Here is a 24,718-nt window from a genome sequence, read left to right on the forward strand (position 1 = left end):
CTAAACCGACTTGCGGCCAAAGCCTGACGGGCGCGGGGCGAACGGTTCCGACGATTCATGGTCGGCAGGATTGACCGAAACATTCCCCACCACGCCTGCTTCGCGTTTGCGCATATAGTTGGCGAACGCCGCATCGGCGTCGAAGGCCGGCTCCACGACCACTTCGCCGGGTTTCAGTTTGGTTTCAAAGCTGGCGCCCGGAACACGATCGACGCCGGTTGTGGCGCGCAGCAATTTTATGATCAGCGGCAGGGCGAACAACAGGCCGACGATCGACAGCCCGATCACCGTCGGACCCAGTCCGATCCCCGCCACGCCCTCGGCGGTGCCACCACCGACACCAACGAAATGGCGTAGCAGCCAACCGATCCAGACGAGCGGAATGAGCCCGCCGATGACGCCAAGCACTTTGCCGGGGGAAATAGTCATGCCGCAGCTCCCATGATGCCGCGGTCTTCGGTAGCAGCGAGAGCTTACTATTCCCTTATCGTGCCTGTTTGCAGGGCACCACGCGGGCCAACCCACCAAACGGCAATGAGCGCAAAGGCGGCCCCGAGCAACGTCCCGCCGACGATGTCGCTCGCCCAATGCACGCCGAGCATGATGCGCGAGAAGGCGTTGAGGATGATCATGGTCGCCGCCAGCGCCCAAGCCGCCGTCCGCCAGCGCGGCGGCGCGAGCCACGCAAGCAACAGATACACCGCCGCCGCGCTCGTCGCATGACCGCTGGGGTAGGATGCGCTGGAGACATGGTCGAGATGCGGCACCAGATCGGGACGTGGCCGACCAACTGCGATCTTGAGCAGGGTCGAGGCGAGATTGGCGAGCAACGACGCTCCGCCGAGTGCCACCGCGCAGCGCGGCCCGCACCAGTGCCAGACCAGCGCGCACAGCAGAATGACGATTCCCCAGCGTGGCAGTCCGCCGCCGATCCAGCTGATGCCCTGCATAAACAGGATCCAACTTTGCGGCGCCGAGTCCGCCGTCATGGCCAGAGCGGCACTGATCTGCCGGTCGAAGCCATCGGCACAGCCCGCCGCCGCGACGGCGCTAACCAGTGCGAAAAGCAGTGCCGCGATCAGGGCGCAACGAATGATGGCGATGCGGTTGGCAGCAATATTCACGCGACCGCCTATGGCGAAAGCTCGCGCACAGAGCAACAAACCGCGGTCACCGATTGACGCGGGCGTGCCTCGTCATTGCGAGGAGCGAAGCGACGCGGCAATCCAGAGCGCGCGAAAACCGTTCAGGATTGCGTCGCTTCACTCGCAATGACGGAATGAACGCGCCGTCCTTACAAATCGCTCGAGCAGGTCGCTAAATATGCAGCGGTCGGCCGAACGCTGCCAACACGCCTTCGTGCATCGTTTCGCTCAGCGTCGGATGCGGGAAGACGGTGCCGATGAAATCATCCTCGACCAGTTCGGCGGTCTTGCCGATCGTATAGCCCTGGATCAGCTCGGTGACCTCGGCGCCGATCATGTGCGCACCGAGCAGTTCGCCGGTTTTCGCATCGAACACGGTCTTGGTGAAACCCTCGGATTCGCCGAGCGCAATCGCCTTGCCATTGCCGATGAAAGGGAAGGTTCCGGCCTTGACCTCATAACCCAGTTCCTTGGCCTTCGCTTCGGTCAGTCCGACGCTCGCGATCTGCGGGCGGCAATAGGTGCAGCCGGGAATGTTGCGGACGTCCATCGCGTGCGGGTGATTGCCCGCGATCGCCTCGACCGAAATCACCGATTCGTGCATTGCCTTGTGCGCGAGCCACGGCGGCGCGGTGACGTCGCCAATCGCCCAAATGCCGGGCACATTGGTGCGGCACATCGCGTCGGTGTCGATATGGCCCTTGGTCGTCTTCACGCCGAGGGCTTCGAGCCCGATATTTTCGGTGTTCGGGACGATGCCGATCGCGACGATCGCGTGGCTGAATTCGGCCGATTCACTCTTGCCGTCCTTGGTCTTGATCTTCGCGGTGACGCCGTTCGCGGTGGCCTTGAGTTCCTCGACCCCGGCGCCTGTAAAGATCGTCATGCCCTGTTTTTTGAGCTGCTTTTCGAGGAAGGCCGACACGTCGGCATCTTCAACCGGCACAAGGCGGTCGAGCATTTCGACCACGGTGACGTCGGCGCCCATATCACTGTAAAAGCTCGCAAATTCGATTCCGATCGCACCCGATCCGATAACGAGAAGCTTCTTGGGCAATTCGGGCGGGACGAGCGCGTGGCGATAGGTCCAGATGCGCTTGCCGTCGGCGGGGGCGAAGGGCAGGTCGCGAGCGCGCGCGCCGGTCGCGACGATGATATTCTTGGCGGAGAGAGACTCGGTTCCCTTCTCGCCCTTCACTTCCATCTTGCCCGGCGCAGTCAGCTTGCCCTCGCCCATATGGACGGTGATCTTGTGCTTCTTCATCAGGAAGGCGACGCCCTGGCTCAGCTGTTTTGCGACCCCGCGCGACCGCTTCACGACGGCGTCGATGTCGGCGCTGATCTGCTGCGCGATCAGACCGTAATCGCCCGCATGCTGCATATAATGATAGATCTCAGCCGAGCGCAGCAGCGCCTTGGTCGGGATGCAGCCCCAGTTGAGGCAGATGCCGCCCAGATGCTCGCGCTCCACGATCGCGGTCTTGAGCCCGAGCTGCGCCGCGCGGATTGCGGCGACATAGCCGCCGGGACCGGAACCGAGAACGATAAGGTCGTAATTGGTGTCAGCCATCTTAGGCCACCAGTCCCAGCGGGCTTTCGACAAGCTCCTTGAACGTCTTCATCAGCAGCGCCCCATCGGCGCCGTCGATCGCGCGGTGGTCGAAGCTGCCGGTCGCCGACATTACCGTCGCGATCGCGAGTGCGTCGTCGACGATATAAGGACGCTTCTCGCCCGCGCCGATCGCCATGATCATTGCTTGCGGCGGGTTGATCACCGCGGTGAACTGCTTGATCCCCATCATGCCCATGTTCGAGATCGAGGCGGTGCCGCCCTGATATTCGTTGGGCTGGAGCTTGCCTTCCTTGGCCTTCGCCGCGAGCTCGGCCATTTCGGTCGAGATTTTCGACATCGACTTGCCGCCCGCGTCGGTGATGATCGGGGTGATCAGCCCGCCGGGGATGCTGACCGCGACCGAGATGTCGGCGCGGCTGTACTGGCGCATCACATCGCCGCCGAAGCTGACGTTGCACGCGGGCACGCGTTCGAGCGCGACCGCGAGCGCCTTGATCAGCATGTCGTTGACGCTGAGCTTAACGCCGCGGCTTTCAAGGCTGGCGTTGAGCTCGCCGCGCAGCTTGAGCAACGCGTCGAGTCGGATGTCAACGGTCAGATAAATATGCGGCGCTTCCTGCATCGATTGGGTCAGGCGGCGCGCGATCGTCTTGCGCATGCCGTTGAGCTTTGTGTCCTCATGCGGGATGCCGAAATCGGGGATCGGGCCAGCGGCGGCTGGCGCAGACGCAGGTACCGCGGCTGCTGCAGCGGGAGCGGCTGCGGCTGCGGGTGCAGCGGCGTTCGCCGGGGCGCCGTCGAGGTCGTCCTTGACGATCCGACCGCCGGGGCCGGTGCCGATGATCGTTGCCAGATCGATGCCGCGTTCGGCGGCGAGACGCTTGGCAAGCGGGCTCGCCTTGATACGTTCGCCCGATGCGGCGGTGGCAGGAGCAGCCTTTTCCGTCGCCCCCGCGGACGTGGGGGCCGCTGGCGTGGGCGCACTCTGGCTAGCGGCCCCCGCCTTCGCGGGAGTGACGTCTTGAGGTTCAGCGGCTTTAGCTTCTTCTTTCGCAGCAGGCGCCGGAGCAGCCTTCGCGCTCGCATCCTCACCCTCACCCGAAATCACCGCGATCACGGTGCCGACCTTCACCCCATCGGTGCCCTCGGCGACCAGGATCTGGCTCACCACGCCCTCGTCGATCGCCTCGAACTCCATCGTCGCCTTGTCGGTCTCGATCTCCGCCAGCAGGTCGCCCGATTTGACGGTGTCGCCTTCCTTGACCAGCCATTTGGCCAGCGTGCCTTCCTCCATCGTCGGCGAGAGGGCGGGCATTTTCAGTTCGATTGGCATGGTTCGGCGTGTTCCCTGTCAGTCTTGCAGGCGGTGCCTGCCGCTACGGCTTGTTCCTTGCCTTAAGCATTGTGACGGTCAAGGTCCAGCGGGGCAAACTTGCCTTTCATACGAATGTAACGCACTCTCCACTCGCAAAAAGCATAATGGGGGTCGGGGCGATGCGGACATATTTGGTGGTGATCGACGACAGCCCGGAGGCGTCGCTGGCGCTGCGCTTTGCAGCGCGGCGCGCGGCGCGGACCGGCGGCGGAGTGGCGGTGCTGGCGATCGTGACGCCGCAGGACTTCGTCGCCTTTGGCAGCGTGCAAGCGACGATCGAGGCCGAAGCGCGCGAACATGCCGAACAACTGGTCGCCGCCGCCGCCGATGCCGTGGTGCAGGAAGCCGGCGTGACGCCGCAGATCATGGTGAAGTCGGGCAAGCCCGCCGATGTCGTGCGTGAGGTGATCAACGCCAGCGACGAGATTGCGGCGCTGGTGCTGGCGACCGCTGCGAACGGCGCGCCGGGGCCGCTGGTGGCGCATTTCACCGGACAGGACGCCGGAACGCTGCCCTGTCCGGTGATGATCGTACCAGGCGGGATCGACCTCGCGCGGCTCGATGCGCTGAGTTAGATGGTGATCGTGCGCGGCAAAGCGGCCGCTCCTTTGGCTTCATAGATCGCGAAAACCAGCACCCCGATCGCCTGGACGATGACGACCGCAGTGCCGAGCGCGGTCATCTGACCGGCAAACATCGCCAGCACCGCGAAGCTGGCGATCACCCAGCCCAGGTTACCGGCTGCGATCAGGTTTGCGAGCCCCTTGTTCGGTACGTTCTGGTTGGCAACGAACAGCATCAGCAGCGCCGACGGCAGCCCGATCCAGCCTGCGACGGTCACCAGTTCGGAGGGGAGGCCGAGCAGGGTGGCGACCGTCGCAGTCGCCAAGACGCAAAAGACGAACAATCCGGTGCAGGTGATGGCATCGATGATCAGCGTGTTCTTGAGGGTGAAGAGCGACATTGGGGTTCTCCTTTTTGGATGGCCCGCTCCATCTGCCGCCCAAAATGCACCCAGTCGATTACGCGCGAGGTAATGGAAAAGCAGAAAGCCGGGGTATAGCTCTCGCGGCAAAGGAGACGATCATGCAACCCGCACCGCTCGGCGCCCAACTCCGCGAATGGCGCAGCCGCCGCCGGATGAGCCAGATGGATCTGGCGCTCGATACCGAGATCTCGACCCGGCATTTGAGCTTTATCGAGACGGGTCGATCGAAACCGAGCGTGCAGATGCTCGGGCGCATCGCCGACCGGCTCGAAGTCCCGCACCGCGCCCGCAACGCGCTGCTGCTCGCCGCGGGCTACGCCCCCGACTATCAGGAACGCCCGCTCGACAGCCCCGAAATGGCGGGCGTCCGCGCGATCGTCGAGCATGTGCTAAAGGGGCATGAGCCCTATCCTGCCCTCGCGGTCGATCGGCACTGGAACATGATCGCCGCGAACGAGGCGATCGCGATCCTGATCGCGCAGGTCGCCCCTGCCCTGCTGGCGCCGCCGGTCAATGTGCTGCGCATCGCGCTGCATCCCAAAGGGCTGGCGCCGCAGATCGTCAACTATGGCCAATGGCGCGCGCATATATTGGAGCGAATGGACGTCCAGATTGCGGCGAGCGCCGATGCCGGGCTGATCGCGCTGCGCGACGAGCTGGCGGGCTATGCGGTGCAAGGCGACGACCACAGCGCCGAGCATCGCGGCAGTCATGCCAGCAGCATCGCGGTGCCGCTGATCCTGAACACCGATGCGGGGCGGATCGCGTTCGTATCGACGGTGACGATTTTCGGGACGCCGGTCGATATCACGCTGTCGGAACTGGCGATCGAGGCGTTTTTTCCAGCAGATGGGGAGAGCGCGGCGTTGTTGCAGAAGCTGGCGGGAAAATAACGCCGTCATGGCGAGCGACGCGAAGCAATCTCCAGTCATCGACGTTACGTACGACCGATGGCTGGGGATTGCCGCGTCGCTTCGCTCCTCGCGATGACAAGGTGCCTACCGCCGCCGTCCCTTATGCTTGATATTCGCCGGCCGCCCACGCTGGCCGATGACATGCTTGCCCGCCTTGTCCTTCACCCCGTCGCGGCGCGGCCCGCGGTTCCGGTATCCGCCCTCGGGCGCGTCGGGCAGTTCGAAGCGCAGCGCGCCGCTGATCGGATTTGCATCCATCAACCGCAGATCAAGCCGCTGGCCGACGGTGAAACTCACCCGTCCATGTTCGCTATCGAGCGTGCGTGCCTTTTCATCATAGAAAAAACGCTCGTTGCCCAAAGTTGAAACCGGCACCAGCCCGTCGCCGCCAAGACCGTCGACGGTGGCAAAAAATCCGAACGGCTGCACCCCGGTGATCCGCGCCTGGACGATTTCGCCCGTCTTGTTGGACAGATAGGCCGCGACGTAACGGTCGACCGTTTCGCGTTCGGCCTCCATCGCGCGGCGCTCGAGCGCGCTGATCGCCTCGCCGATGCGCGACAGCCCCTTGGCGTCGGCTTCGCCCAGCCCGGTGCGTTCGGGCAGTCCCTTGGGCTTGCCGGGGACTTCGAGACGATAGCTATCGACTAACGCGCGGTGGACAATCAAATCAGCGTAGCGGCGGATCGGTGAGGTGAAATGCGCATAGCTGCCGAGCGCGAGCCCGAAGTGCCCAGCGTTGGCGGGACCATAATAGGCCTGCGTCTGGCTGCGCAAAATCGCCTGCATGATCTCGGGCAATCGGTCGTCTTCGGAAAAGCCGTCGATCAGCCGATTGAACACCGCGGGCGTAATCACCTGCCCCAGCGCAAAACTCTGTTCGAAGGTTTCGAGATAATCCTTGAGGCTGACCAGCTTTTCGCGGCTCGGCGGCTCGTGGATGCGGTACATCACCGGCGACTTCTTCGCCTCGAGCGCCTTCGCCGCCGCGACGTTCGCCGCGATCATATAATCCTCGATCAGCCGCATCGAATCGAGCCGGTCGCGGACGCGAATTTCGGCGATGCCGCCCTTCTCGTCGAGGATGACCTGTCGTTCGGGCAGGTCGAGGTCGAGCGGCGCGCGGGCGGCGCGCGCTTTTGCCAACAGCGCCCAGCACGCCCACAGGTTCTGGAGCGTCGGGAGCACATCGGCGTCCCATTCCTCGCGGGCTACGTCGGCGTCATACGCCGCCTGCGCATGCTCATAGGCAATATTGGCGCGCAGCCGGACGAGCGCGCGGGTGAACCGCCATGAGGTCACCTTGCCTTGCTTGTCGATGACCAGATGGCACGCCAGCGCGGCGCGATCTTGCCCCGCTTTCAGCGAGCAGACGCCCGCCGACAATGTTTCGGGCAGCATCGGCACGACCTGGTCGGGAAAATAGACGCTGTTGCCGCGCCGCCGCGCCTCGCGGTCGATCTCGCCGTCGGGCCGCACATAATAACTGACATCGGCGATCGCGACGATCGCGCGAAAGCCGCCCTTGTTGGGGCCATCGGTGTCCGCCTCCGCCCACACCGCATCATCATGATCGCGCGCATCGATCGGGTCGATCGCAACGATCGGCAGCTCGCGCAGATCTTCGCGGCCATCGGCGGTGAGCGGCAGTTTTGCGGCGACCTCGGCCTCGGCCAAGGTCTCGGCGCCGAACACATGCGGAATTTCGTGGCGCGCAATCGCGATCATGCTGAGCGACTTCGGCGCGAACGGATCGCCCAGACGCTCGACGACCTTTGCCTTGATCGCCGGACCGCGCCCGGTGAGCTCGGCGCGAACCAGATCGCCAATATTGGCGTCGCCCTTGTCGGCGACGGCAAAGTCATAGCGCGCGCGCTTGTCGGCGGGGCGCAGCCACAGGATCGGCTTGCCCCCCGGCCCCATATCCTCGACGAGCACTCCGATCACGATCCCGCCGCCCGCTTCGAGCCGTTTCATCGGATGCGCAACATGGCCGCCGCCGCGTTCCTCGGTGCGCGCCAAAATGCGATCGCCGACCCCAAGCGCGCCTTTGCGCCCCTGTTCGATCACGCGCAGCCGCGGCGCCGGAACGGCGGCCTCCCAATGCTCGGGGACCGCCCAGACGGTGCTGCCATCAATCGCCGCGACGCGCAGCACGGTCACCCGCGGCAACCCGCCATGCTTGTGGAACGCGCGTCCGGGCGCCAGATCGACGAGCCCCTCGTCGGTCATGTCCTTGAGCAGCGCCTTCAGCGCGATCTTCTCATTGCCATGGAGCGCAAAATGCTTGGCGATCTCGCGCTTGCCGACGGCATCCTTGCTCTCTTCAATAAAGCGGAGGATCTGATCCGGGCTGGGCAGACCAGCAGGCTGTTGCCGTTTGGCCAATTAATAGGTCCGCCCGATGAGCACGCGTTCGACCGCGGTTTCGCCGGTGAAGAAGCAGGTGCCGTCGGCGGGTGCGGCGTCAAGTGGGGTGTTGCGCATTGTCAGTTTGAGCGCTTTCAGCTGCTCGACGATCTTCTCGAGCGCCGCGCCGGACGGCCGCGCCCATTGCACTTCCACCCAGCCAACGAATTTTTCATCGCCCTTGAAATGCGCGGCAAGGTCGGCGACGTCGCGGCGGATATTGGCGTCAAGACGCTGTTTCGCCTCGGCGTGGAGGCTCGTCTGAATATCCTCCAGCGTCGCGACCGCATCGGCGACAAAATCGTCCTTTGCGATGAACGCCGAATTGAGCTTGCCGTCGTCCTTGTACAGCCGGTCGCGGCGGATCACCGCGACATTGCCGCCGGCGACGTCGCGCGGTCCGATTTCGAGGATGATCGGCGCGCCCTTCTTCACCCAGCCCCAGCGCTTGGTCTGCGCCCTGTTCGCCCCGGCATCAAGGTAGACGCGCAGCGGCTCGCGAAAAACGTCGAGCGCCTTCAGGTCGGCCTGCAAAGCCGCGCAATAATCGAGAATCGCCTGATCCTCTTCATTGTCGCGCAGCATCGGCACAATGACAATCTGGTGCGGCGCTATGCGGGGCGGGCAGCGTAGACCATCGTCGTCGCCATGCGTCATGATGACGCCCCCGATCATGCGCGTCGAGGTGCCCCAGCTGGTCGTGTGGCACAGGCTGTGGCCGCCGTCCCTGTCCTGGTAACGGATACCCGCCGCCTCGGCGAAGCCGGTCCCCAGATAGTGCGAGGTGCCCGCCTGAAGCGCCTTGCCGTCCTGCATCATCGCCTCGATCGAATAGGTCGCAACGGCGCCCGGAAAACGCTCGTTCTCGGGCTTTTCGCCGGCAATTACCGGCATCGCGAGAACATCTTCGGCAAAGGCGCGGTACATTTCCAGCGCGCGCAACGTCTCGGCCATCGCGTCGGCCTTGTCGGCGTGCGCGGTATGGCCTTCCTGCCACAGGAACTCGCTGGTGCGCAGAAACATGCGGGTGCGCATTTCCCAGCGCACGACATTGGCCCATTGGTTGACCTTCAGCGGCAGGTCGCGCCAGCTTTGCACCCAGCGGCTCATCGCGGCGCCGATCACCGTCTCCGATGTCGGGCGGACGATCAGCGGTTCTTCGAGCTTGGCTTCTGGATCGGGTATCAGCTTGCCATTGCCGTCCTGGATCAGGCGGTGGTGGGTGACGACTGCCATTTCTTTGGCAAAACCATCGACATGGTCGGCTTCCTTCTCAAAGAAGCTCAAGGGAATGAACAGCGGGAAATAGCAGTTCTGAACCCCGGCATCCTTGATCGCCGCGTCCATAACCGATTGGATTCGCTCCCAGATGCCATAGCCCCACGGCTTGATGACCATACAGCCGCGCACGCCCGATTCCTCGGCCAGGTCGGCTTCGGCGATGACATCCTGATACCAGGCCGCAAAGTCGGCTTGCCGGGTTACGCTGAGCGCATGTTTGACCATATCATCCGATTTCTGTCGTTTTAGGGCGAAGGGGCGCCCGTCATTTCATTTCTTGGCGAGTTCCGCCTTGAGCGCGGCCACTTCGGCCTTGAGCGCCGCGATTTCGGCGTCCTTTGCCTTGGCGCCGCCGACCCCAGGAATCAGCGCGCCGGCCGCCTGCTGGAACATCTCCATGTTCCGCCGCGTCAGTTCGGCGAGCGGGTTCGACCCGAGCACGCCGTCGAACGCCGCGCGGACATCCTGCTGATTCTTGCGGAACGCGGTCATCGATGCTTCCAGATATTGCGGCACCATCGACTGCATCTTGTCGCCGTACATGCCGATCAGATGGCGCAAGAAATTGACCGGCAGCAGCGTCTCGCCGCGCGTCTCCTCATCCATGATGATCTGCGTCAGCACGTTGTGCGTGATGTCGTCGCCGCTCTTCGCATCAACGACGCGAAACTCGCGCCCGTCGCGGACCATTGTGCCCAGATCCTCGAGCGTGATGTAACAGCTGCGCTCGGTATCATAGAGCCGCCGATTGGCGTATTTCTTGATCGTGACGACGCCATCTTCTGCTGCCGTCTTGGACTTCGCCATCTTGACCTGCGCTCCTTATCATCCGGCGCTTTAGCGACTGCGCCGCGCCGGATATTTGATTGCTCGAGGCATTAGCACCAAATATTGATGCATCGCAACATGCACGGACATAGCTCCTCGGCGCCCATGATTCGTCCTTGCGCTCAGAACGAACGGTGAAAAGTCCATAGCATCGCAAAAGTTTCGTGCTCAAATCTGCCCGGCTGCGCAATCGCCGAACGATTTCACTGACGTCTCGGCTGACGCCAGGCAATTTAGTTACAAACGAAACTGATGAAATGGAACTATTTTGCTCTTTCGGCCTGCCTGACACCCCTCAACACTTTATTTTCGCATTTTTGTGATTGGCCAGTCAGTTTCCCGTGCGGCAAAGGCGTGTTGCGCAAAAGTCACAGCGCGACCATTTCGGTGTCCCGGTGTCAGAAAAACTACATCAATCGCTTGTGTAGGGGGGGATTTCCGTCTTTCTAGGCGAAATTCAGCTTAATTTGAATTTTCTAAATCGTAACCGGGGAAATACATCATGAAGAAGACTAGCCTGCTGGTCCGGGGCTCTGCCCTGACTCTTGCATTGTTCAGCGCCATGCCGGCAATGGCCCAGGACGATACCGTTCCTGCGGACGATGCGGCCGAAGCCGCCTCCGAAGGCACTATCGTCGTCACCGGCTCGCGCATCCGCCGTCCGAACCTGGATTCGACCGTGCCGATCACCTCGATCGCCGGCGAAAGCTTTTTGAAGCAGGGTCAGACCAACATCGGCGACACCCTGAACGACCTGCCGCAGCTGCGCAGTACCTTTGCTCAGCAGAACCCGGGCCTGGGCATCGGCATCGCCGGTCTTAACCTCCTCGATCTTCGCGGCCTCGGTACGCAGCGCACGCTGGTTCTGGTCAACGGTCGCCGCCACGTCCCCGCCGACATTCTGAACAACGCGGTTTCGCCCGACGTCAACACCATCCCGAACGACCTGATCGAGCGCGTCGACATCGTCACCGGCGGCAACTCGGCCATTTACGGTTCGGACGCCATCGCGGGCGTTGTCAACTTCGTGCTGCGCCGCGATTACGAAGGCGTGCAGTTGCGCGCCCAGGCCGGCGTCACCGAAGAAGGCTTTGGCGGCAACCAATATATGTCGGCCATGGTCGGCAAGAACTTCTCCGAAGGTCGCGGCAATATCACGCTGCACGGCGAATATGCCCGTCAGTCGCGCGTTTTCGCGTCGGACGTACCTGAGTTTCGTTCGAACGACGGATTTTTCATTGTCGATGCCGATTCCGCTGGCCTGACCGGCAACAGCGACGGTTTTCCCGATCGCGTGTTTCTTCGCGACGTTCGCAGCACGACGATCCATTTCAACGGCTTGATTCCGGTCAACCAGCGTTCGGACAACGCCGCCACTCCGGCGTTTGAATCAGGACTGTGCGGCAACGCATCGCTGGCGAACAATGGCGGCACTAACAGCACGGGTGTTCCGTTTAGCTGCACCTATGTCTTCAACGACCAAGGCCGTCTGCAGACCCAGACCGGTTCGCGCTTCGGTACCGGCATCAACAGCGGCATCATCGGCGGCAACGGCCAGACTGGTCGCGAAGGCAAGAACCTTTCGGTCCTGCCGTTTACCGAACGCTACAACTTCAACCTGCTGTCGCGTTACGAGTTCAGCGAAGCTGCCGAAGTGTTCGTCGAAGCCAAGTGGAACCGCGTCAACGCACTCGGCAACAACGCCGGTCCGTCTTTCATTCAGGGCACCGGCGGCACGACCGACTTCCGCGAGCGCGCCCGTCTCGACAACCCGTTCCTGAACACGGCCGACCGCACTACGCTCGCCAACGCCATTCTGGCATCGGGCTGCAACTCATCGCTGACGGTGACCTGCCCAGCCGCCGGCAATCTGACCGCTGCCAATATTGCAGCTATCGCAGACGGCAGCTATCGCTTCGTCGTTGCGCGCAACCTGCTCGACGTCGGTCTGCGTGATGAAAAGTTCCAGCGCGACACGTGGCGTGTCGTTGGCGGCCTGCGTGGCACGTTCAATGAAGACTGGAGCTACGAAATTTCCGCCAACTATGGCAAGTTCCGCGAAGATGTGACGACCGATGGCTTCATCGATCGCCAGCGCTTCGCCCTTGCCATGGATGCCGGTCGCAACCCGGTCACCGGCGCGATCCAGTGCCGGTCGCAGTTCGACCCGGCTTCGGCGGTTCCGCTGGTCGGCTTCGCCGCTCCTGCGTCCGCCAATGCCGCCCGTCTCGCAGCGGACATCGCGGCTTGCGTCCCCTACAACCCGTTCGGTTCGCCCGACAACAGCGCATCGGTCGACTATTTCGCCCGCACCTTCACCGCCACCTCGGGGCTGTCGCAGTTCATCCTGTCAGGCTTCGTCTCGGGCGATACCAGCGGCTTCTTCAACCTCCCGGGCGGTCCGGTGCGCTTCGCACTTGGTGCCGAATATCGTGAGGAAAAGGCGTTCTACGAACAGGATCCGTTCGTAACCAACGGCTTCACCAACGGCGTGTCGATCCCGTCGTTCCGCCCCGATCCGTTCGAAGTGAAAGAGCTTTACGGCGAATTGCAGCTCCCGCTGCTCGCCGACATGCCTTTCGCGCATGAACTGACCGTCAGCGGTGCCGGTCGCGTGGCCAAATATCAGGGCGGCACCGGCACGGTGTGGTCGTACAACGCCGGTCTCGACTGGGCTCCGATCGAAGACGTCCGCTTCCGCGGCAACTACAGCCGCGCAGTGCGCGCGCCGAACGTTTCGGAAACGGCCTTCCCGCTGGTGCCAAACTTCGCGCCGGGCTTCACCGATCCTTGCGATCCGGGTCGTATCAATACCAGTGCAAACCGCAACGCGAACTGCACGGCAGATCTCGGCGCGCTGCTCGCTGGCTTCTCGGATACTACCTATTCACTGCCGATCGTCAGCGGTTCGAACCCGAACCTGGAAGCGGAAAAGTCCGACTCCTGGACCTACGGTGTGGTCATCCAGCCGCGCTTCGTCCCTGGTCTGAACCTGTCGGTCGACTATTACGACATCAAGGTGAAGGGCATCATCGCATCGCTGACGGCGCAACAGATCGTCAACAGCTGCTATGACGCGGCCGACCTCAACAACATCTTCTGTCAGCAGTTCACGCGCTTCCGCGGTCCGGGCACCGGCCCGAACGGCGAACTCGCAGGTCGTGTTCTGGGCAACTCGCTCGTCGCGGCGCCGCTGAACTATGCCAGTCGCGAACGTAAGGGTATCGACGTCAACGTCGCATATCGGACGAACCTGGGCAACGATCTGGCGTTCAACACCAACCTGATCTACACCCACAATCTGAAGATCAGCAACTTCCAGGATCCGACGAACCCGACCTTCGAAAACCGTATTCTCAGCGAACTCGGCGATCCGAAGAACGAGTTCCGTTGGGACGTCGACCTGAGCACCGGGCCGTTCACCTTCGGCTATCGCATGCGCTACATCGGTCCGCAGTTCATCAGCGTGTACGAAGATTACTTCGGCATCAACGGTGCGGCGACCGGCGGCAACCTCGACTTTGCCGACCGCGATACATATCCGGCGGTCTTCTATCACGACCTTCGCTTCGAATGGGACGTGAACAAGGAAGCCGGCGGTCCGAACCTCAACTTCTACGTCGGCGTCGACAACGTGCTTGACCGCATGCCGCCGCTGGGTTCGACGGCAACGGGTGCGGGTAGCGCGATCTACAACTTCCGTGGTCGCAACTTCTACGCTGGCGCACGCGCCCGCTTCTAATCGCGACGCGATCGGAATAGATGGGGGGTCGGGACATTGTTCCGGCCCCCTTTCTTTGGCCATAAGGATATGCCGTGCAGCTGAGCAACCAGGAGGCGGAGCGCCTGGCCAAAGAAGGCGTCGATGCATTGCAGCGCGGCCAGCCTGCCATCGCCCGCGCGCGGTTTGAAAGCATCGCGCAAAGCGGTCGCGCCAACGGCCAGATCTGGCTGCTCCTCGCGGTGGCGTGCCGCAGTGACAATGACAGCGGTGCCGAAGAAGCCGCGCTCGATCAATTGCTCACCCTCGAACCCCAGGCGGTGCGCGGGCACATCATGAAGGCCGATTGCCGCGCCAATGCCGGTGACGAACGCAGCGCCCTGCGCGGCTATGAAATTGCCCTGCTCATCGCCGCAAATCAGGAACTGCCCGCCGATCTGCGCGCCGAATTGCAGCGCGCCGAAGCGTGGGTCGCGCAGTTCAAGGCACGTGTCGTCGAACAGCGCGAGGCAAAACTGCTGGCGCGCGGCCTGCCGCCCGAAAAGCGCAGTCGCCGGTTCCAGCATTCGCTCGACATCCTCGCCGGACGGCGCCAGATTTTCGTGCAGGAACCGACCGGCTATTATGTCCCCGAACTGCCGCAGGTGCAGTTTTTCGACCCCGCCGATTTCGACTGGGTGCCCACGCTCGAAGCGGCGGCCGCAGCGATCAAGCAGGAAATCACCGCCTTGCTCGCGGCGGGTACCGACGGCTTTCGTCCCTATATGCAGACGCACACCGACCAACCGCGCGCCGACGTCAATCGCCTGCTGGACAATATCGACTGGAGCGCGCTGTTCCTCTGTGAAAATGGCACAATTTCCGACGACATCGTCGCGCGCTGTCCCCGGACATGGGCCGCGGTTCAGGCTGCCCCGCTACCCCACATAGTCAATTCGCCCACGGTGATGTTCTCGCTGTTGCGTGCTGGCGCGCGCATCGCGCCGCATACCGGCACCCACAATGCCCGGCTGATCTGCCACCTGCCGCTGATCGTGCCGCCGAACTGTGGCTTTCGCGTCGGCAACGACGTGCGTCCGTGGGAAGAAGGCAAGCTGCTGATCTTCGACGACACGATCGAGCATGAAGCGTGGAACGACAGCAGCGAAGACCGGGTCGTGCTGATCTTCGATATCTGGCGTCCCGAACTCAGCGCGCGCGAACGCGAAGAAATTGCCGCCTTTTTTGCCGACCCGGCGCTCGGTTGACGCCTATGCCCCAGCCAGACATCGTCGAACGCGCCAACGCTTTGCTCGGCGCCGGTCAGGCTCAGGCCGCTGTCGATTGCCTCATCGATGCCGCCAAACGCGACAACCCCGACGCGTTGCACGAACTCGCGCTATGGCATGTCTATGGCCATCCCGTACCGCGCAGCTTCGCCGCTGCCCGCGGATTATATGAAAAGGCCGGGATTGCCGGGCACAAGGCGGCGGCGCTCACCCATGCGGTCTTCGTCGCGATCGGAGCGGGCGGCCCGGCCGACTGGCGCACGGCACTCGCGCTTGTTGAAAAGGCGGCCGCGCACGATCCCGCCGCCGCACGCCAGCGCGATCTGATTGCGGCCATGGCGTTGACGCCTGCCGGCGCGCCCGCTTCGCTATTCGCACTCGAATCCTTATCGGTCAGCCCAAAGGTCGCCGTCGCGCGCGCACTTTTCACCCCCAACGAATGCGATCATATCGTGGCGCTATCGGCGCCCAAAATGGTACCTTCTGTCGTCGTCGATCCTGCCACGCACCGTCAGGTTCCACACCCCATCCGCACGTCCGAAGGCACGGTGCTCGGCCCGATCCAGCAGGACCTCGTCATCCACGCGCTCGACCGGCGTATCGCTGCGATCAGCGGGACACGCGTTGAGCAGGGCGAACCGCTGACTGTGCTGCGCTATGTGCCGGGCCAGCAATATCGCCTCCACCACGACTGCCTGCCGGGCGAACCCAACCAGCGCGTGATGACCGCGATCATCTATCTGAGCGATGACTATGACGGCGGCGCGACGCAGTTTCCAGCGATCGATACCGAATTTCGGGGCGCGATCGGCGACGCGATCCTGTTCGTCAATACGCTGGCCGAAGGCCGGGTCGATGAACGCAGCCGCCACGCCGGCCTGCCGGTGACGCGCGGCGAGAAATGGGTCTGCACCCGCTGGATCCGGTCGCGCGATTTCGATCCATGGGGGATGCGCCCGGCTTAGCCCCAGACGCGTTCGAACCGGCTGCCCAGTCCGGTAAGCAGCTCATATTGAGATAGTCCGCTGCGCCCCGAAACCTCGGGCAGGTCGTAGCTGAGGCTGAGCCAGTCACCCTCACCCACTCCAGCCGCGTCGCTGGCGTCGAACGCGGTCAGATCCATCGACACGCGGCCAACAAGTGGTAGGGCCTGCCCCTGCCAGGTCGCACCGCCGCTGCCCGCGTGGCAGCGCAGATAGCCGTCGGCATAACCCAGATTGGCGACAGCAATTCGGCAATCATGCGGCGCGGCCCAACTTGCGCCATAACCGACCGTCTCGCCCGCCGGAACCGTCCGCACTTGCAGCACGCGTGCGCCAGGAAAGGCGACCTGTCGGATATGCTCCGCCGCCTCGACGCGCGGAATGCCGCCATAAAGGGCAATTCCGGGACGCGTCAGATCAAAGGTATAGTCGGCGCCAAGGCAAATGCCGGCGCTATTCGCCAGGCTGTAGCGCCGCGCCGGAACGCGATCACGAAGCGCGCAAAAGGTCACGAGTTGCCGGGCATTCTGGTCGCAATCTTCGTCGGCCGACGCCAAATGACTATGCAGCGTTTCGATCGCGAGACCATCAAGCGCCCCGCCCAGTGCCTCCTCGACACGTAGCCCCAGCCGGTTCATGCCGGTATCGACCATGACGTCGCACCGCTGCCCCTCGCCTGCCTCACGCCAGCGCTGTACCTGCTCAACGCTGTTCAGCACTGGACGCGCCGGGAGCAGCCGCGCGGCAACCATATCGCTCTCGCCCACGCCGTGCAGGACCGACAACGACACGTTCGCGGGCAACGGCATCAGCGCCGCGGCCTCGGCCCAGGTGGCGACGAAGAAGTCGCGGCATCCTGCGGCCGCCAGATGCCGCATCACTTCGCGCGCGCCGAGCCCGTAGCCATCGGCCTTGAGCGCCGCCCCGCAAGCCGCCGCGCCGCTTTGCGCCGCGAGCCAGCGCCAGTTGGCAACGAGCGCATCGGACGAAAGGCGCAGACGGAGCGGTGACGGCACGGCGATCATGGCTGTGCCCCTATACGGGTTCGCGGGCGCCGCCAATGGGCTGGATCAAGCCGCCGGCGGCGGCGTGGAGGGCTTTTTGTCCCACTCGCCCTCGACAGGATCCTTCATCATGAAAACCGTGACGAGGAACGCGACCAGCACCACGAACCAGGTGTACCACAGCCCCGAATAGGCGTTGCCGGTCTTGGCGATGATGAAGCTCGCGATCAGCGGCAGGAACCCACCGAAATAGCCGGTTCCGATATGATAGGGGATCGACAGCGACGAGTAACGGACGTGGGGCGGGAACATCTCCGACAACAATGCTGCGACGGGGCCATAGGTGAACCCCGACAAGGCGCTGAGCCCGAGCAGCGCGAGGAAGATCACCGCAATGCTGCCCCAGCCGGGGATCTGCTTGGCAAAATCGTAGCCGGTCGCTTCGAGCGCGGGCCGGAGCAACGCCGGATCCTCGCTCGCCACCTCGCGGTCGCCGATGCGGATCGCGACGCTGTCGAACCCACTATCGGTCGCCGCGACCGCATAAGGTACACCGAGCTTGGTCAGCTCACCCAGCGTCTTGCCGCACGCAGTTTCCTGCTGCTGCGCGAAGGGATCGAAATCGCACCGCGATCCGCTGACCGTCACCGGCGCGCGCTCGGCGGCGGCCTGCAGCGACGGGTTGGCGACGCTGCCCATCCACCAGAACAGCGGGAACAGCAGCACCAGCGTGACGCCATAGCCCCAGACGATCGGCTTCTTGCGCCCGACGCGATCGGACCAATGCCCGGCCCAGATGAAAAAGCCCATGCCAACCGCGGCGGCGACGCCGACGATAATCTCGGCGGCAGTATCATCGACCTTCATCGGGCCTTTCAGGAAGGAGAGGCCCGAGAACATCGCGGTGTACCAGATCACGGTCAGGCCGGCAGCGATTCCGAACAGCGCGATGAAGATGCGGCGCGGGTTGCCCGGGTAGGTGAAGCTTTCCTTGAGCGGATTCTTCGCCAGCTCGCCCTGGTCTTTCATCGCTTTGAATACCGGGCTTTCGGACAGTTTGAGGCGCATCCACAGCGAAATCGCGAGCAGGATCAGCGACAGCAGAAACGGCACGCGCCACCCCCAGCTCTCCCACACCGCATCGGGCATCAACGCCTTGCATCCCAGCACGACGATCAGGCTGAGCACGAAGCCGCCGACGACGCTCGCCTGGATAAAGCTGGTGTAGAAACCACGCTTTCCGGGCGGCGAATGCTCGGCCACGTAAACCGCGGCGCCGCCATATTCGCCGCCGAGCGCCAGCCCTTGCAGGATACGCAGCAGGATGATGATGATCGGCGCCGCGATACCGATCGTCGCCGCCGACGGGATCATGCCGACCCCGGCGGTGGCGATCCCCATCAACGTGACGGTGACGAGAAACGTATATTTGCGACCCAGCCTATCGCCAAGGAAGCCGAACAACACCGCGCCGAGCGGACGGAATCCGAAGCCGACCGCGAACCCCGCCCAGACAAGCAGCGTTTCCAGCGTCGCATTGTCGCTCGGGAAAAAGGCTCTGCCGATAATCGCGGCCAGAGTGCCGTAGATAAAGAAATCATACCATTCGAACACCGTCCCCGCCGATGAGGCGGCGATGACCATGCGAATTTCTTTCTGGGTTGGTTCGTAAACGGCGCCCGCGGCACTGGCTTCGGTCATGGTCTTCTGGCTCCCCCACCCGTTCGGGCTTCTTTCTCTTCCGTTCGCATCGAGCAAAGTCGAGATGCCTCGCGGGCATCGTCGACGCAGGGTGTCTCGACTTCGCTCGATGCGAACGGTTACGCTACGTCTAGTTGCCCGATGGCTGTGCGCAAGTCTTCTTGGCGCGGATGGAATATGGTGCCAGACTGCACAAATGCAGTTCATCGACCTCTCGATCCCGATCACCAACGACGTCATCTCCGACCCGCCGGTGATGCGGCCCAATATCACCTATATGACCCATGAAAATACATGGGAGCAGATCGCGATGTTCTTTCCCGGGCTGACGAAGGAAGACCTGCCCGATGGCGAAGGCTGGGCGGTCGAGAGCCTGACGCTCAGCACGCATAACGGCACCCATATGGACGCGCCATGGCATTACCACTCGACCACCGACAATGGCGCATCCCCCGCCCCGTCGATCGACGAAGCGCCGCTCGACCTGTTCTTTCGCCCCGGCGTGAAGCTCGATTTTTCAGATCGCCCGGACGGTCATGTCGTCAGCGGCGCTGAGGTCGAGGCCGAACTCGCGCGGATCGGGCACGACCTCCAGCCGCTCGACATCGTGCTCGTTCAGTCGGGCGCGATGTACGGCACCGACAATTTCACCGATCAGGGTTGCGGCATGGGCGCCGAGGCGACGCTCTATCTGACGACACGCGGCGTGCAGGTCGTCGGCACCGACGCATGGAGCTGGGACGCACCGTTCAGCCACACCGCAAGACGCTGGGCCGAAACGCGCGATCCGTCGATCATCTGGGAGGGGCATAAAGCGGGGCGCATCCGGCCCTATTACCAGATCGAGAAGCTCACCAATCTGTCAGCGATCCCGGCGACAGGTTTCACCTTCAGCTGTTTTCCGGTGAAGATCGAACGCGCCAGCGCGGGGTGGATCAGGGCGGTGGCTATGGTGGAGGATTAATACTGTTCGTCATTGCGAGGAGCGAAGCGACGCGGCAATACAGAGTAGCATAAACCGCCCGGGACTGCTTCGCTTCGCTCGCAATGACGCAACCGCGGAAGACGCCTAAAGGTTCGTTGCCACCAGCATCCACAATGTCCACGCACCCAGCGCCAGCAACGTGCCGAAGGTCGCAATGACCCCGACCTGGCGCGGCACTGGTGCCTTACCGGGGGTGATCTTGGCGTAAAGGCCCGCAATATGCGCGACGCGACCGATCAGGAAGATCGCACCGATCACCATCAAGCCCATATGATTGGCGCGCGCGCTTTCCAGCAGGCCGAGCAGGATGATCGTGATCGGTGCATATTCGGCCAGATTGCCATGGCTGCGGCTGGCGCTGATCAGCTTGGCATCGCCATGGTCGCCAAATGCGGCCTGGATACGCAGCCGCTGGCGCACCGTGTCGATCGCGGTCGCGAGCAACAACAGCGCGCAAACAGCCGCGACGAAGGCGGTTACCGGCAAGGTCATGATTTATCTCCCCCCATGGTCCTGCGCCGCAGCCTAGCCGACCTGGCGGCATTTGCCACGGGCAATCGCCGCTATGGGCTGGGCATCGGTCGGCGCCACCAGCAGGGCACCGATCGCCGCCGCCATCATCGTTGGCCGAAACCCCATCTCCCATCTCGCCTGAATGTCTTTTGCGCCAAGCTTATGCCGTCAAGGCCAGGCTCGACAAGTCGGCGCTAGCTAACCGCCTGCGCGGACACGCGCCGCATCGAAAATGGGCTAGTCGGCTGCGGCGGTCAGAATAGGCGCGAGCCGTTCGGGACTGGCTTATCGGGCGCAAACAGGATCACCGCGCCGGTCTCGTCGGCAAAGCCCAGCGTCAGCACTTCGGACAGATATTTGCCGATCTGGCGCGGCGGGAAGTTGACCACTGCGGCGACTTGTCGCCCGACCAGTTCAACCAGAGCGTAGCGATCGACGATCTGGGCGCTGCTCTTCCTGATGCCGATCGTGGGGCCGAAGTCGATCTTCAGCTTGAACGCGGGCTTGCGCGCTTCGGGAAAGGGCTCGGCTTCGACGATGGTGCCGATGCGGATGTCGACACGGAGGAAATCTTCGAAGGTGACAGGGTCTGCGGCAGGGGCGTCGGTTTCGTGATTCAGGTGCATCTTGAGTATCCGTCATTGCGAGCAGAGCGAAGCAATCACCAGCTATCGCCCTGTAAAGCCGGTAGCTGGAGATTGCTTCGTCACGTCGCCCCCCGCAATGACGAAAATCGGTGTGGTCACTCCATCTCCAGAATTACCGCATCGACCGCCAGGCTGTCGCCCTGCGCCGCGTTGACGCTCTTCACCGTCCCCGATTTTTCTGCGCGGAGGATATTCTCCATCTTCATTGCCTCGACCGTCGCCAGCGGCTGACCCGCCTCGACCTTGTCACCCGCTCCGACATGCAGCGCGACGAGCAGGCCCGGCATCGGGCAGATCAGGAAGCGCGACAGGTCGGGCGGGATCTTTTCGATCATATGCCGGGTCAGCGGCGCGACGTGCCAGGGCAGCGCGCGCACATCGTGCATGCGCCCGCGCGTCGTCATCCGCCAGCCGGCGCGGGTCTTCGCGACCTTGACCGCCAGCTCGCTGTCGTCGATCTCGGCGATCAACAGCCGGTCTCCCGGCGTATATTCCAGCGCGATGTCGAGCTTTTCGCCATCGACCTTGATGTGCTTGTGGCCGAGCTTTACCTTATGCTCGACCCCGCCAACGGTGACCTGCCACTTGGCGGGCGGATCGAGCCGGTCGCCAAGCTGGCCGTCAGTGCGCCGGGCGCGGTCAGCCTCGGCACTCGCCATGAAACCCGCGATCGCGGCGAGGGCGCGTATGATATGATCCTCGGTCGCGGCGCCGTGGAAACCATCGGGATACTCCTCGGCGATGAATCCCGTCGTCAGCTCGCCCGAGCGAAAGCGCGGGTGCTGCATGATTGTCGACACAAAATCGATATTATGGCCGAGCCCCTCGAGTTCGAAACGGTCCAGCGCCGCGATCTGCTTGTCGGCCGCCTCGTCGCGCGTTTCGCCCCAGGTGACCAGCTTGGCGATCATCGGGTCGTAGAAGATCGACACTTCGCCCCCCTCCTCGACCCCCGCATCGACGCGCACGCCGTCCTCGCCGCGCGGGTTGCCCGCCCACGCCGGAACGGGGGTGCGATAGCGCACGAGCCGTCCAGTCGAGGGCAGGAAGCCGCGATAGGGATCCTCGGCATAGACGCGGTTCTCGATCGCCCAGCCGTCGATCTTGATGTCGTCCTGCGTCATTTCGAGCTTCTCGCCCGCGGCGACGCGGATCATCTGTTCGACCAAATCGATGCCGGTGATCGCCTCGGTCACCGGATGCTCGACCTGCAGGCGGGTGTTCATTTCGAGGAAGTAGAAACTCTCGCCCGTCGGGTCGGCGCCGCTGACGATCAGCTCGACCGTACCCGCGCTGTAATAGCCGACGGCTTTCGAAAGCGCGACGCACTGCTCGCCCATCGCTTTTCGCATCTTCTCGGTCACGAACGGCGACGGCGCTTCCTCGACGACCTTCTGGTGGCGGCGCTGGATGCTGCACTCGCGTTCGTTGAGGTAGAGGATGTTGCCATGCTGGTCGCCGAGGATCTGGATCTCGATGTGGCGCGGATTGAGGATGAACTTCTCGATGAACACGCGGTCGTCGCCAAAGCTGTTCAGCCCCTCGCGCTTCGTCGCCTCAAACCCCTCACGGACGTCCTTTTCGTCATAGGCGAGGCGCATTCCCTTGCCGCCGCCGCCCGCCGACGCCTTCATCATCACCGGATAGCCGATCTCGTTCGCAATCCGCACCGCATGTTCGGTGTCGTCGATCTCGCCGACGAAGCCCGGGACGACATTGACCCCCGCGGCGAGCGCGAGCTTTTTCGATTCGATCTTGTCGCCCATCGCGGCAATCGCGTTCACCGGCGGGCCGATGAAGGCGATATTTTCCTTGGCCAGCGCCTCGGCAAAGCTGGTCCGTTCGGACAGGAAGCCGTAACCCGGATGCACCGCCTCGGCGCCGGTCGCCTTGCACGCCGCGATGATTTTGTCAGCGACCAGATAGGATTCGGACGCAGGTGAGGCGCCGATATGCACCGCCTCGTCGGCCATCTGCACGAAAGGCGCGCGCGCGTCGGCGTCCGAATAGACCGCGACCGTCGCGATGCCCATGCGCCGCGCAGTTTTGATGACGCGGCAGGCGATTTCGCCGCGGTTGGCGATCAGGATTTTCTTGAACATCAATATTCCTCGACAAGTGCCTGGAGTTCGGCGGTCCGCGCCTTGGTCAGTCGCGCCATGCAGCCGCTGTGCAGCATCGGCGCCATGCTCCCCCCGCGCGCCGCAAAGCCTTCGTTCAGGCAATGCTGGTCGCGGTACGTTAGCCACGCGCGCTGCGCCGCGAGCAAGGCGTCATGATGGGTGGGCTGGGTGTCGTGACGGCGGTCGATCGTCTTGTCGCGCTCGCGCATCACCGAGACGGCCCGCTTCCATTGCGCGTTGAGCGCGACGTCGGCGACCTCATAGGCCTGCCCGGCGCAATGGTTCATCTCGACCTGATAGAGCTGGTTCTCGCAGTCGATCGCCGGATCGTTGATCGGCGCGGCCAGCAGCAGGAGCGCGGCGAGGATCACTCAGCCAGCTCCATCTGCGCTTCCATCCGCATCGGCTCCTCGCCCTCCATCGGCTTCAGCCCGAGCTTGGCGAACAGCGCCGCATCCTTGCTGTCGCCGGCATTTGCCGTCGTCAGCAGCTTGTCACCCGTGAAGATGCTGTTCGCGCCCGCCATGAAACACAAAGCCTGTGTCGCCTCCGACATGCTCTCACGCCCCGCGCTCAACCGCACCATGCTCAGCGGCATCGTGATGCGCGCCACCGCGACGGTGCGGACAAATTCGATGTCGTCGATCTTCGCGAGCGGGGTGTCCGCCAGCATGTCGCCGAGCACGGTTCCCTTCACCGGCACCAATGCATTGATCGGTACGCTGCCCGGATGCTCGGGCAGGGTGGCGAGCGTGTGGATAAAGCCGACGCGATCGGCGCGCGTCTCGCCCATGCCGACGATGCCGCCCGAGCAGACGTTGATCCCGGCGCTGCGCACTTCTTCCAGCGTGTCGAGCCGTTCCTGAAACGTCCGCGTGGTGATGATATTGCCGTAATTTTCCGGCGAGGTGTCGATGTTGTGATTGTAATAATCGAGCCCCGCCATGCCAAGCGTCTGCGCCTGCTCCTTGCTCAGCATGCCCAGCGTCATGCACGTTTCCAATCGGCGCTCTTCGACTGCGAGCAATAGCCGCAATCCTCGACGCAGCCGCCGGTCTTGATGCTGAGCAAGGTACACAGCTGGATCTCGCCGCGCGCGTGGTGGCGGCGGTGGACGCTCTGTGCCTCCCACATCAGTTCGTCGAACGGAAGGTCGAAGAGGGTCGCGATTTCCTCGCGGGTCCAGTCGGTACGTGTCATCATGGCGCTTTCGAGGCAAGGGAAGAGGGTGGGAGCGCCGAACATGAGGCCCTCGGTGGG

Annotated in this window: 20 protein-coding genes and 1 pseudogene; 6 read left to right on the forward strand and 15 right to left on the reverse strand. The window is 63.4% G+C overall.

The features are described from left to right. The 4 genes from IPF76_RS16350 to IPF76_RS16365 form a co-directional block, all read right to left on the reverse strand. Positions 1 to 429, reverse strand: a complete 429-nt coding sequence (locus IPF76_RS16350; RefSeq protein ID WP_293846230.1) for a hypothetical protein — start codon at positions 427 to 429, stop codon at positions 1 to 3. 47 nt (positions 430 to 476) lie between these two features. Beyond that, on the reverse strand, positions 477 to 1,124 hold the full coding sequence (locus IPF76_RS16355) for a phosphatase PAP2 family protein (RefSeq protein WP_293846231.1): 648 nt from the start codon (positions 1,122 to 1,124) through the stop codon (positions 477 to 479). 193 nt (positions 1,125 to 1,317) lie between these two features. After that, entirely contained in the window at positions 1,318 to 2,715 is a 1,398-nt protein-coding gene (gene lpdA, locus IPF76_RS16360; protein ID WP_293846233.1) for a dihydrolipoyl dehydrogenase, read from the reverse strand. Position 2,716: 1 nt separating this feature from the next. Continuing rightward, positions 2,717 to 4,051: a pyruvate dehydrogenase complex dihydrolipoamide acetyltransferase gene (locus tag IPF76_RS16365; RefSeq protein WP_293846235.1), complete on the reverse strand. Its 1,335-nt coding sequence runs from the start codon at positions 4,049 to 4,051 to the stop codon at positions 2,717 to 2,719. Between the two features lie 161 nt (positions 4,052 to 4,212). On the opposite strand from IPF76_RS16365, the gene IPF76_RS16370 reads away from it, so the two are divergent. After that, positions 4,213 to 4,668 (forward strand): universal stress protein, encoded by a 456-nt coding sequence (locus IPF76_RS16370; RefSeq protein ID WP_293846237.1) that lies wholly within the window; start codon positions 4,213 to 4,215, stop codon positions 4,666 to 4,668. Here the strand turns inward: IPF76_RS16370 and IPF76_RS16375 are convergent. Further along, positions 4,665 to 5,057, reverse strand: a complete 393-nt coding sequence (locus IPF76_RS16375) for a hypothetical protein (protein ID WP_293846239.1) — start codon at positions 5,055 to 5,057, stop codon at positions 4,665 to 4,667. The two genes, IPF76_RS16370 and IPF76_RS16375, sit on opposite strands and share 4 nt — an antisense overlap. A 122-nt stretch (positions 5,058 to 5,179) precedes the next feature. Between IPF76_RS16375 and IPF76_RS16380 the strand changes: the two genes are divergently transcribed. Next, positions 5,180 to 5,974, forward strand: coding sequence for a helix-turn-helix transcriptional regulator (locus IPF76_RS16380; RefSeq protein WP_293846240.1), 795 nt, complete (start codon positions 5,180 to 5,182; stop codon positions 5,972 to 5,974). A gap of 105 nt (positions 5,975 to 6,079) precedes the next feature. Here the strand turns inward: IPF76_RS16380 and IPF76_RS16385 are convergent, their stop codons facing one another. Genes IPF76_RS16385 through phaR form a run of 3 tightly spaced genes read right to left on the reverse strand, consistent with a single transcriptional unit; the run spans position 6,080 to position 10,492 of the window. Continuing rightward, complete coding sequence (locus IPF76_RS16385) at positions 6,080 to 8,383, reverse strand: VacB/RNase II family 3'-5' exoribonuclease (RefSeq protein ID WP_293846242.1); 2,304 nt, start codon at positions 8,381 to 8,383, stop codon at positions 6,080 to 6,082. Beyond that, positions 8,384 to 9,910, reverse strand: coding sequence for a proline--tRNA ligase (gene proS, locus IPF76_RS16390; protein WP_293846244.1), 1,527 nt, complete (start codon positions 9,908 to 9,910; stop codon positions 8,384 to 8,386). 45 nt (positions 9,911 to 9,955) lie between these two features. Beyond that, complete coding sequence (gene phaR / locus IPF76_RS16395; RefSeq protein ID WP_293846245.1) at positions 9,956 to 10,492, reverse strand: polyhydroxyalkanoate synthesis repressor PhaR; 537 nt, start codon at positions 10,490 to 10,492, stop codon at positions 9,956 to 9,958. Between the two features lie 523 nt (positions 10,493 to 11,015). Here phaR and IPF76_RS16400 point away from each other — a divergent pair. The 3 genes from IPF76_RS16400 (at position 11,016) to IPF76_RS16410 (ending at position 16,467) form a co-directional block, all read left to right on the forward strand. Next, positions 11,016 to 14,255, forward strand: coding sequence for a TonB-dependent receptor (locus tag IPF76_RS16400; protein WP_293846246.1), 3,240 nt, complete (start codon positions 11,016 to 11,018; stop codon positions 14,253 to 14,255). A 74-nt stretch (positions 14,256 to 14,329) separates the two neighbouring features. Continuing rightward, positions 14,330 to 15,481 (forward strand): aspartyl/asparaginyl beta-hydroxylase domain-containing protein, encoded by a 1,152-nt coding sequence (locus IPF76_RS16405; protein ID WP_293846247.1) that lies wholly within the window; start codon positions 14,330 to 14,332, stop codon positions 15,479 to 15,481. 5 nt (positions 15,482 to 15,486) lie between these two features. Continuing rightward, a complete protein-coding gene (locus IPF76_RS16410) occupies positions 15,487 to 16,467 on the forward strand; it encodes a 2OG-Fe(II) oxygenase (RefSeq protein WP_293846249.1) in 981 nt (326 codons plus the stop codon). Here the strand turns inward: IPF76_RS16410 and alr are convergent. Then, positions 16,464 to 17,510 carry an alanine racemase gene (gene alr, locus IPF76_RS16415; protein ID WP_293846250.1) on the reverse strand — a complete coding sequence of 349 codons (1,047 nt, stop codon included), beginning with the start codon at positions 17,508 to 17,510 and terminating at the stop codon, positions 16,464 to 16,466. The two genes, IPF76_RS16410 and alr, sit on opposite strands and share 4 nt — an antisense overlap. A 45-nt stretch (positions 17,511 to 17,555) precedes the next feature. After that, positions 17,556 to 19,190 carry an MFS transporter gene (locus tag IPF76_RS16420; RefSeq protein ID WP_293846252.1) on the reverse strand — a complete coding sequence of 545 codons (1,635 nt, stop codon included), beginning with the start codon at positions 19,188 to 19,190 and terminating at the stop codon, positions 17,556 to 17,558. A 196-nt stretch (positions 19,191 to 19,386) separates the two neighbouring features. Between IPF76_RS16420 and IPF76_RS16425 the strand changes: the two genes are divergently transcribed. Next, positions 19,387 to 20,154, forward strand: coding sequence for a cyclase family protein (locus IPF76_RS16425; protein WP_293846254.1), 768 nt, complete (start codon positions 19,387 to 19,389; stop codon positions 20,152 to 20,154). A 105-nt stretch (positions 20,155 to 20,259) separates the two neighbouring features. Here the strand turns inward: IPF76_RS16425 and IPF76_RS16430 are convergent, their stop codons facing one another. From IPF76_RS16430 to bioB, 5 genes and pseudogenes are all read right to left on the reverse strand, one after another. After that, positions 20,260 to 20,667, reverse strand: coding sequence for an MAPEG family protein (locus tag IPF76_RS16430; protein ID WP_293846256.1), 408 nt, complete (start codon positions 20,665 to 20,667; stop codon positions 20,260 to 20,262). Between the two features lie 275 nt (positions 20,668 to 20,942). Further along, a complete protein-coding gene (locus IPF76_RS16435) occupies positions 20,943 to 21,314 on the reverse strand; it encodes a tRNA-binding protein (protein WP_293846257.1) in 372 nt (123 codons plus the stop codon). A gap of 116 nt (positions 21,315 to 21,430) precedes the next feature. Beyond that, positions 21,431 to 23,437: an acetyl/propionyl/methylcrotonyl-CoA carboxylase subunit alpha gene (locus tag IPF76_RS16440; RefSeq protein ID WP_293846259.1), complete on the reverse strand. Its 2,007-nt coding sequence runs from the start codon at positions 23,435 to 23,437 to the stop codon at positions 21,431 to 21,433. Further along, a complete protein-coding gene (locus IPF76_RS16445) occupies positions 23,437 to 23,829 on the reverse strand; it encodes a lysozyme inhibitor LprI family protein (protein ID WP_293846261.1) in 393 nt (130 codons plus the stop codon). Before IPF76_RS16445 ends, IPF76_RS16440 begins: the two co-directional genes overlap by 1 nt. Then, positions 23,826 to 24,661: pseudogene (gene bioB, locus IPF76_RS16450) on the reverse strand (biotin synthase BioB). Before bioB ends, IPF76_RS16445 begins: the two are co-directional and overlap by 4 nt. Positions 24,662 to 24,718 lie beyond the last annotated feature (57 nt).

It is taken from the genome of Sphingopyxis sp., assembly GCF_016704835.1.
GTDB lineage: Bacteria > Pseudomonadota > Alphaproteobacteria > Sphingomonadales > Sphingomonadaceae > Sphingopyxis.

Bases quoted from the DNA above. Each gene is read 5' to 3' on its own strand.
- IPF76_RS16350 (WP_293846230.1), bottom strand. From the start codon at position 429: ATGACTATTTCCCCCGGCAAAGTGCTTGGCGTCATCGGCGGGCTCATT.
- lpdA (WP_293846233.1), bottom strand. From the start codon at position 2,715: ATGGCTGACACCAATTACGACCTTATCGTTCTCGGTTCCGGTCCCGGC.
- IPF76_RS16365 (WP_293846235.1), bottom strand. From the start codon at position 4,051: ATGCCAATCGAACTGAAAATGCCCGCCCTCTCGCCGACGATGGAGGAA.
- IPF76_RS16370 (WP_293846237.1), top strand. From the start codon at position 4,213: ATGCGGACATATTTGGTGGTGATCGACGACAGCCCGGAGGCGTCGCTG.
- IPF76_RS16375 (WP_293846239.1), bottom strand. From the start codon at position 5,057: ATGTCGCTCTTCACCCTCAAGAACACGCTGATCATCGATGCCATCACC.
- IPF76_RS16380 (WP_293846240.1), top strand. From the start codon at position 5,180: ATGCAACCCGCACCGCTCGGCGCCCAACTCCGCGAATGGCGCAGCCGC.
- proS (WP_293846244.1), bottom strand. From the start codon at position 9,910: ATGGTCAAACATGCGCTCAGCGTAACCCGGCAAGCCGACTTTGCGGCC.
- phaR (WP_293846245.1), bottom strand. From the start codon at position 10,492: ATGGCGAAGTCCAAGACGGCAGCAGAAGATGGCGTCGTCACGATCAAG.
- IPF76_RS16400 (WP_293846246.1), top strand. From the start codon at position 11,016: ATGAAGAAGACTAGCCTGCTGGTCCGGGGCTCTGCCCTGACTCTTGCA.
- IPF76_RS16410 (WP_293846249.1), top strand. From the start codon at position 15,487: ATGCCCCAGCCAGACATCGTCGAACGCGCCAACGCTTTGCTCGGCGCC.
- alr (WP_293846250.1), bottom strand. From the start codon at position 17,510: ATGATCGCCGTGCCGTCACCGCTCCGTCTGCGCCTTTCGTCCGATGCG.
- IPF76_RS16420 (WP_293846252.1), bottom strand. From the start codon at position 19,190: ATGACCGAAGCCAGTGCCGCGGGCGCCGTTTACGAACCAACCCAGAAA.
- IPF76_RS16425 (WP_293846254.1), top strand. From the start codon at position 19,387: ATGCAGTTCATCGACCTCTCGATCCCGATCACCAACGACGTCATCTCC.
- IPF76_RS16430 (WP_293846256.1), bottom strand. From the start codon at position 20,667: ATGACCTTGCCGGTAACCGCCTTCGTCGCGGCTGTTTGCGCGCTGTTG.
- IPF76_RS16435 (WP_293846257.1), bottom strand. From the start codon at position 21,314: ATGCACCTGAATCACGAAACCGACGCCCCTGCCGCAGACCCTGTCACC.
- IPF76_RS16440 (WP_293846259.1), bottom strand. From the start codon at position 23,437: ATGTTCAAGAAAATCCTGATCGCCAACCGCGGCGAAATCGCCTGCCGC.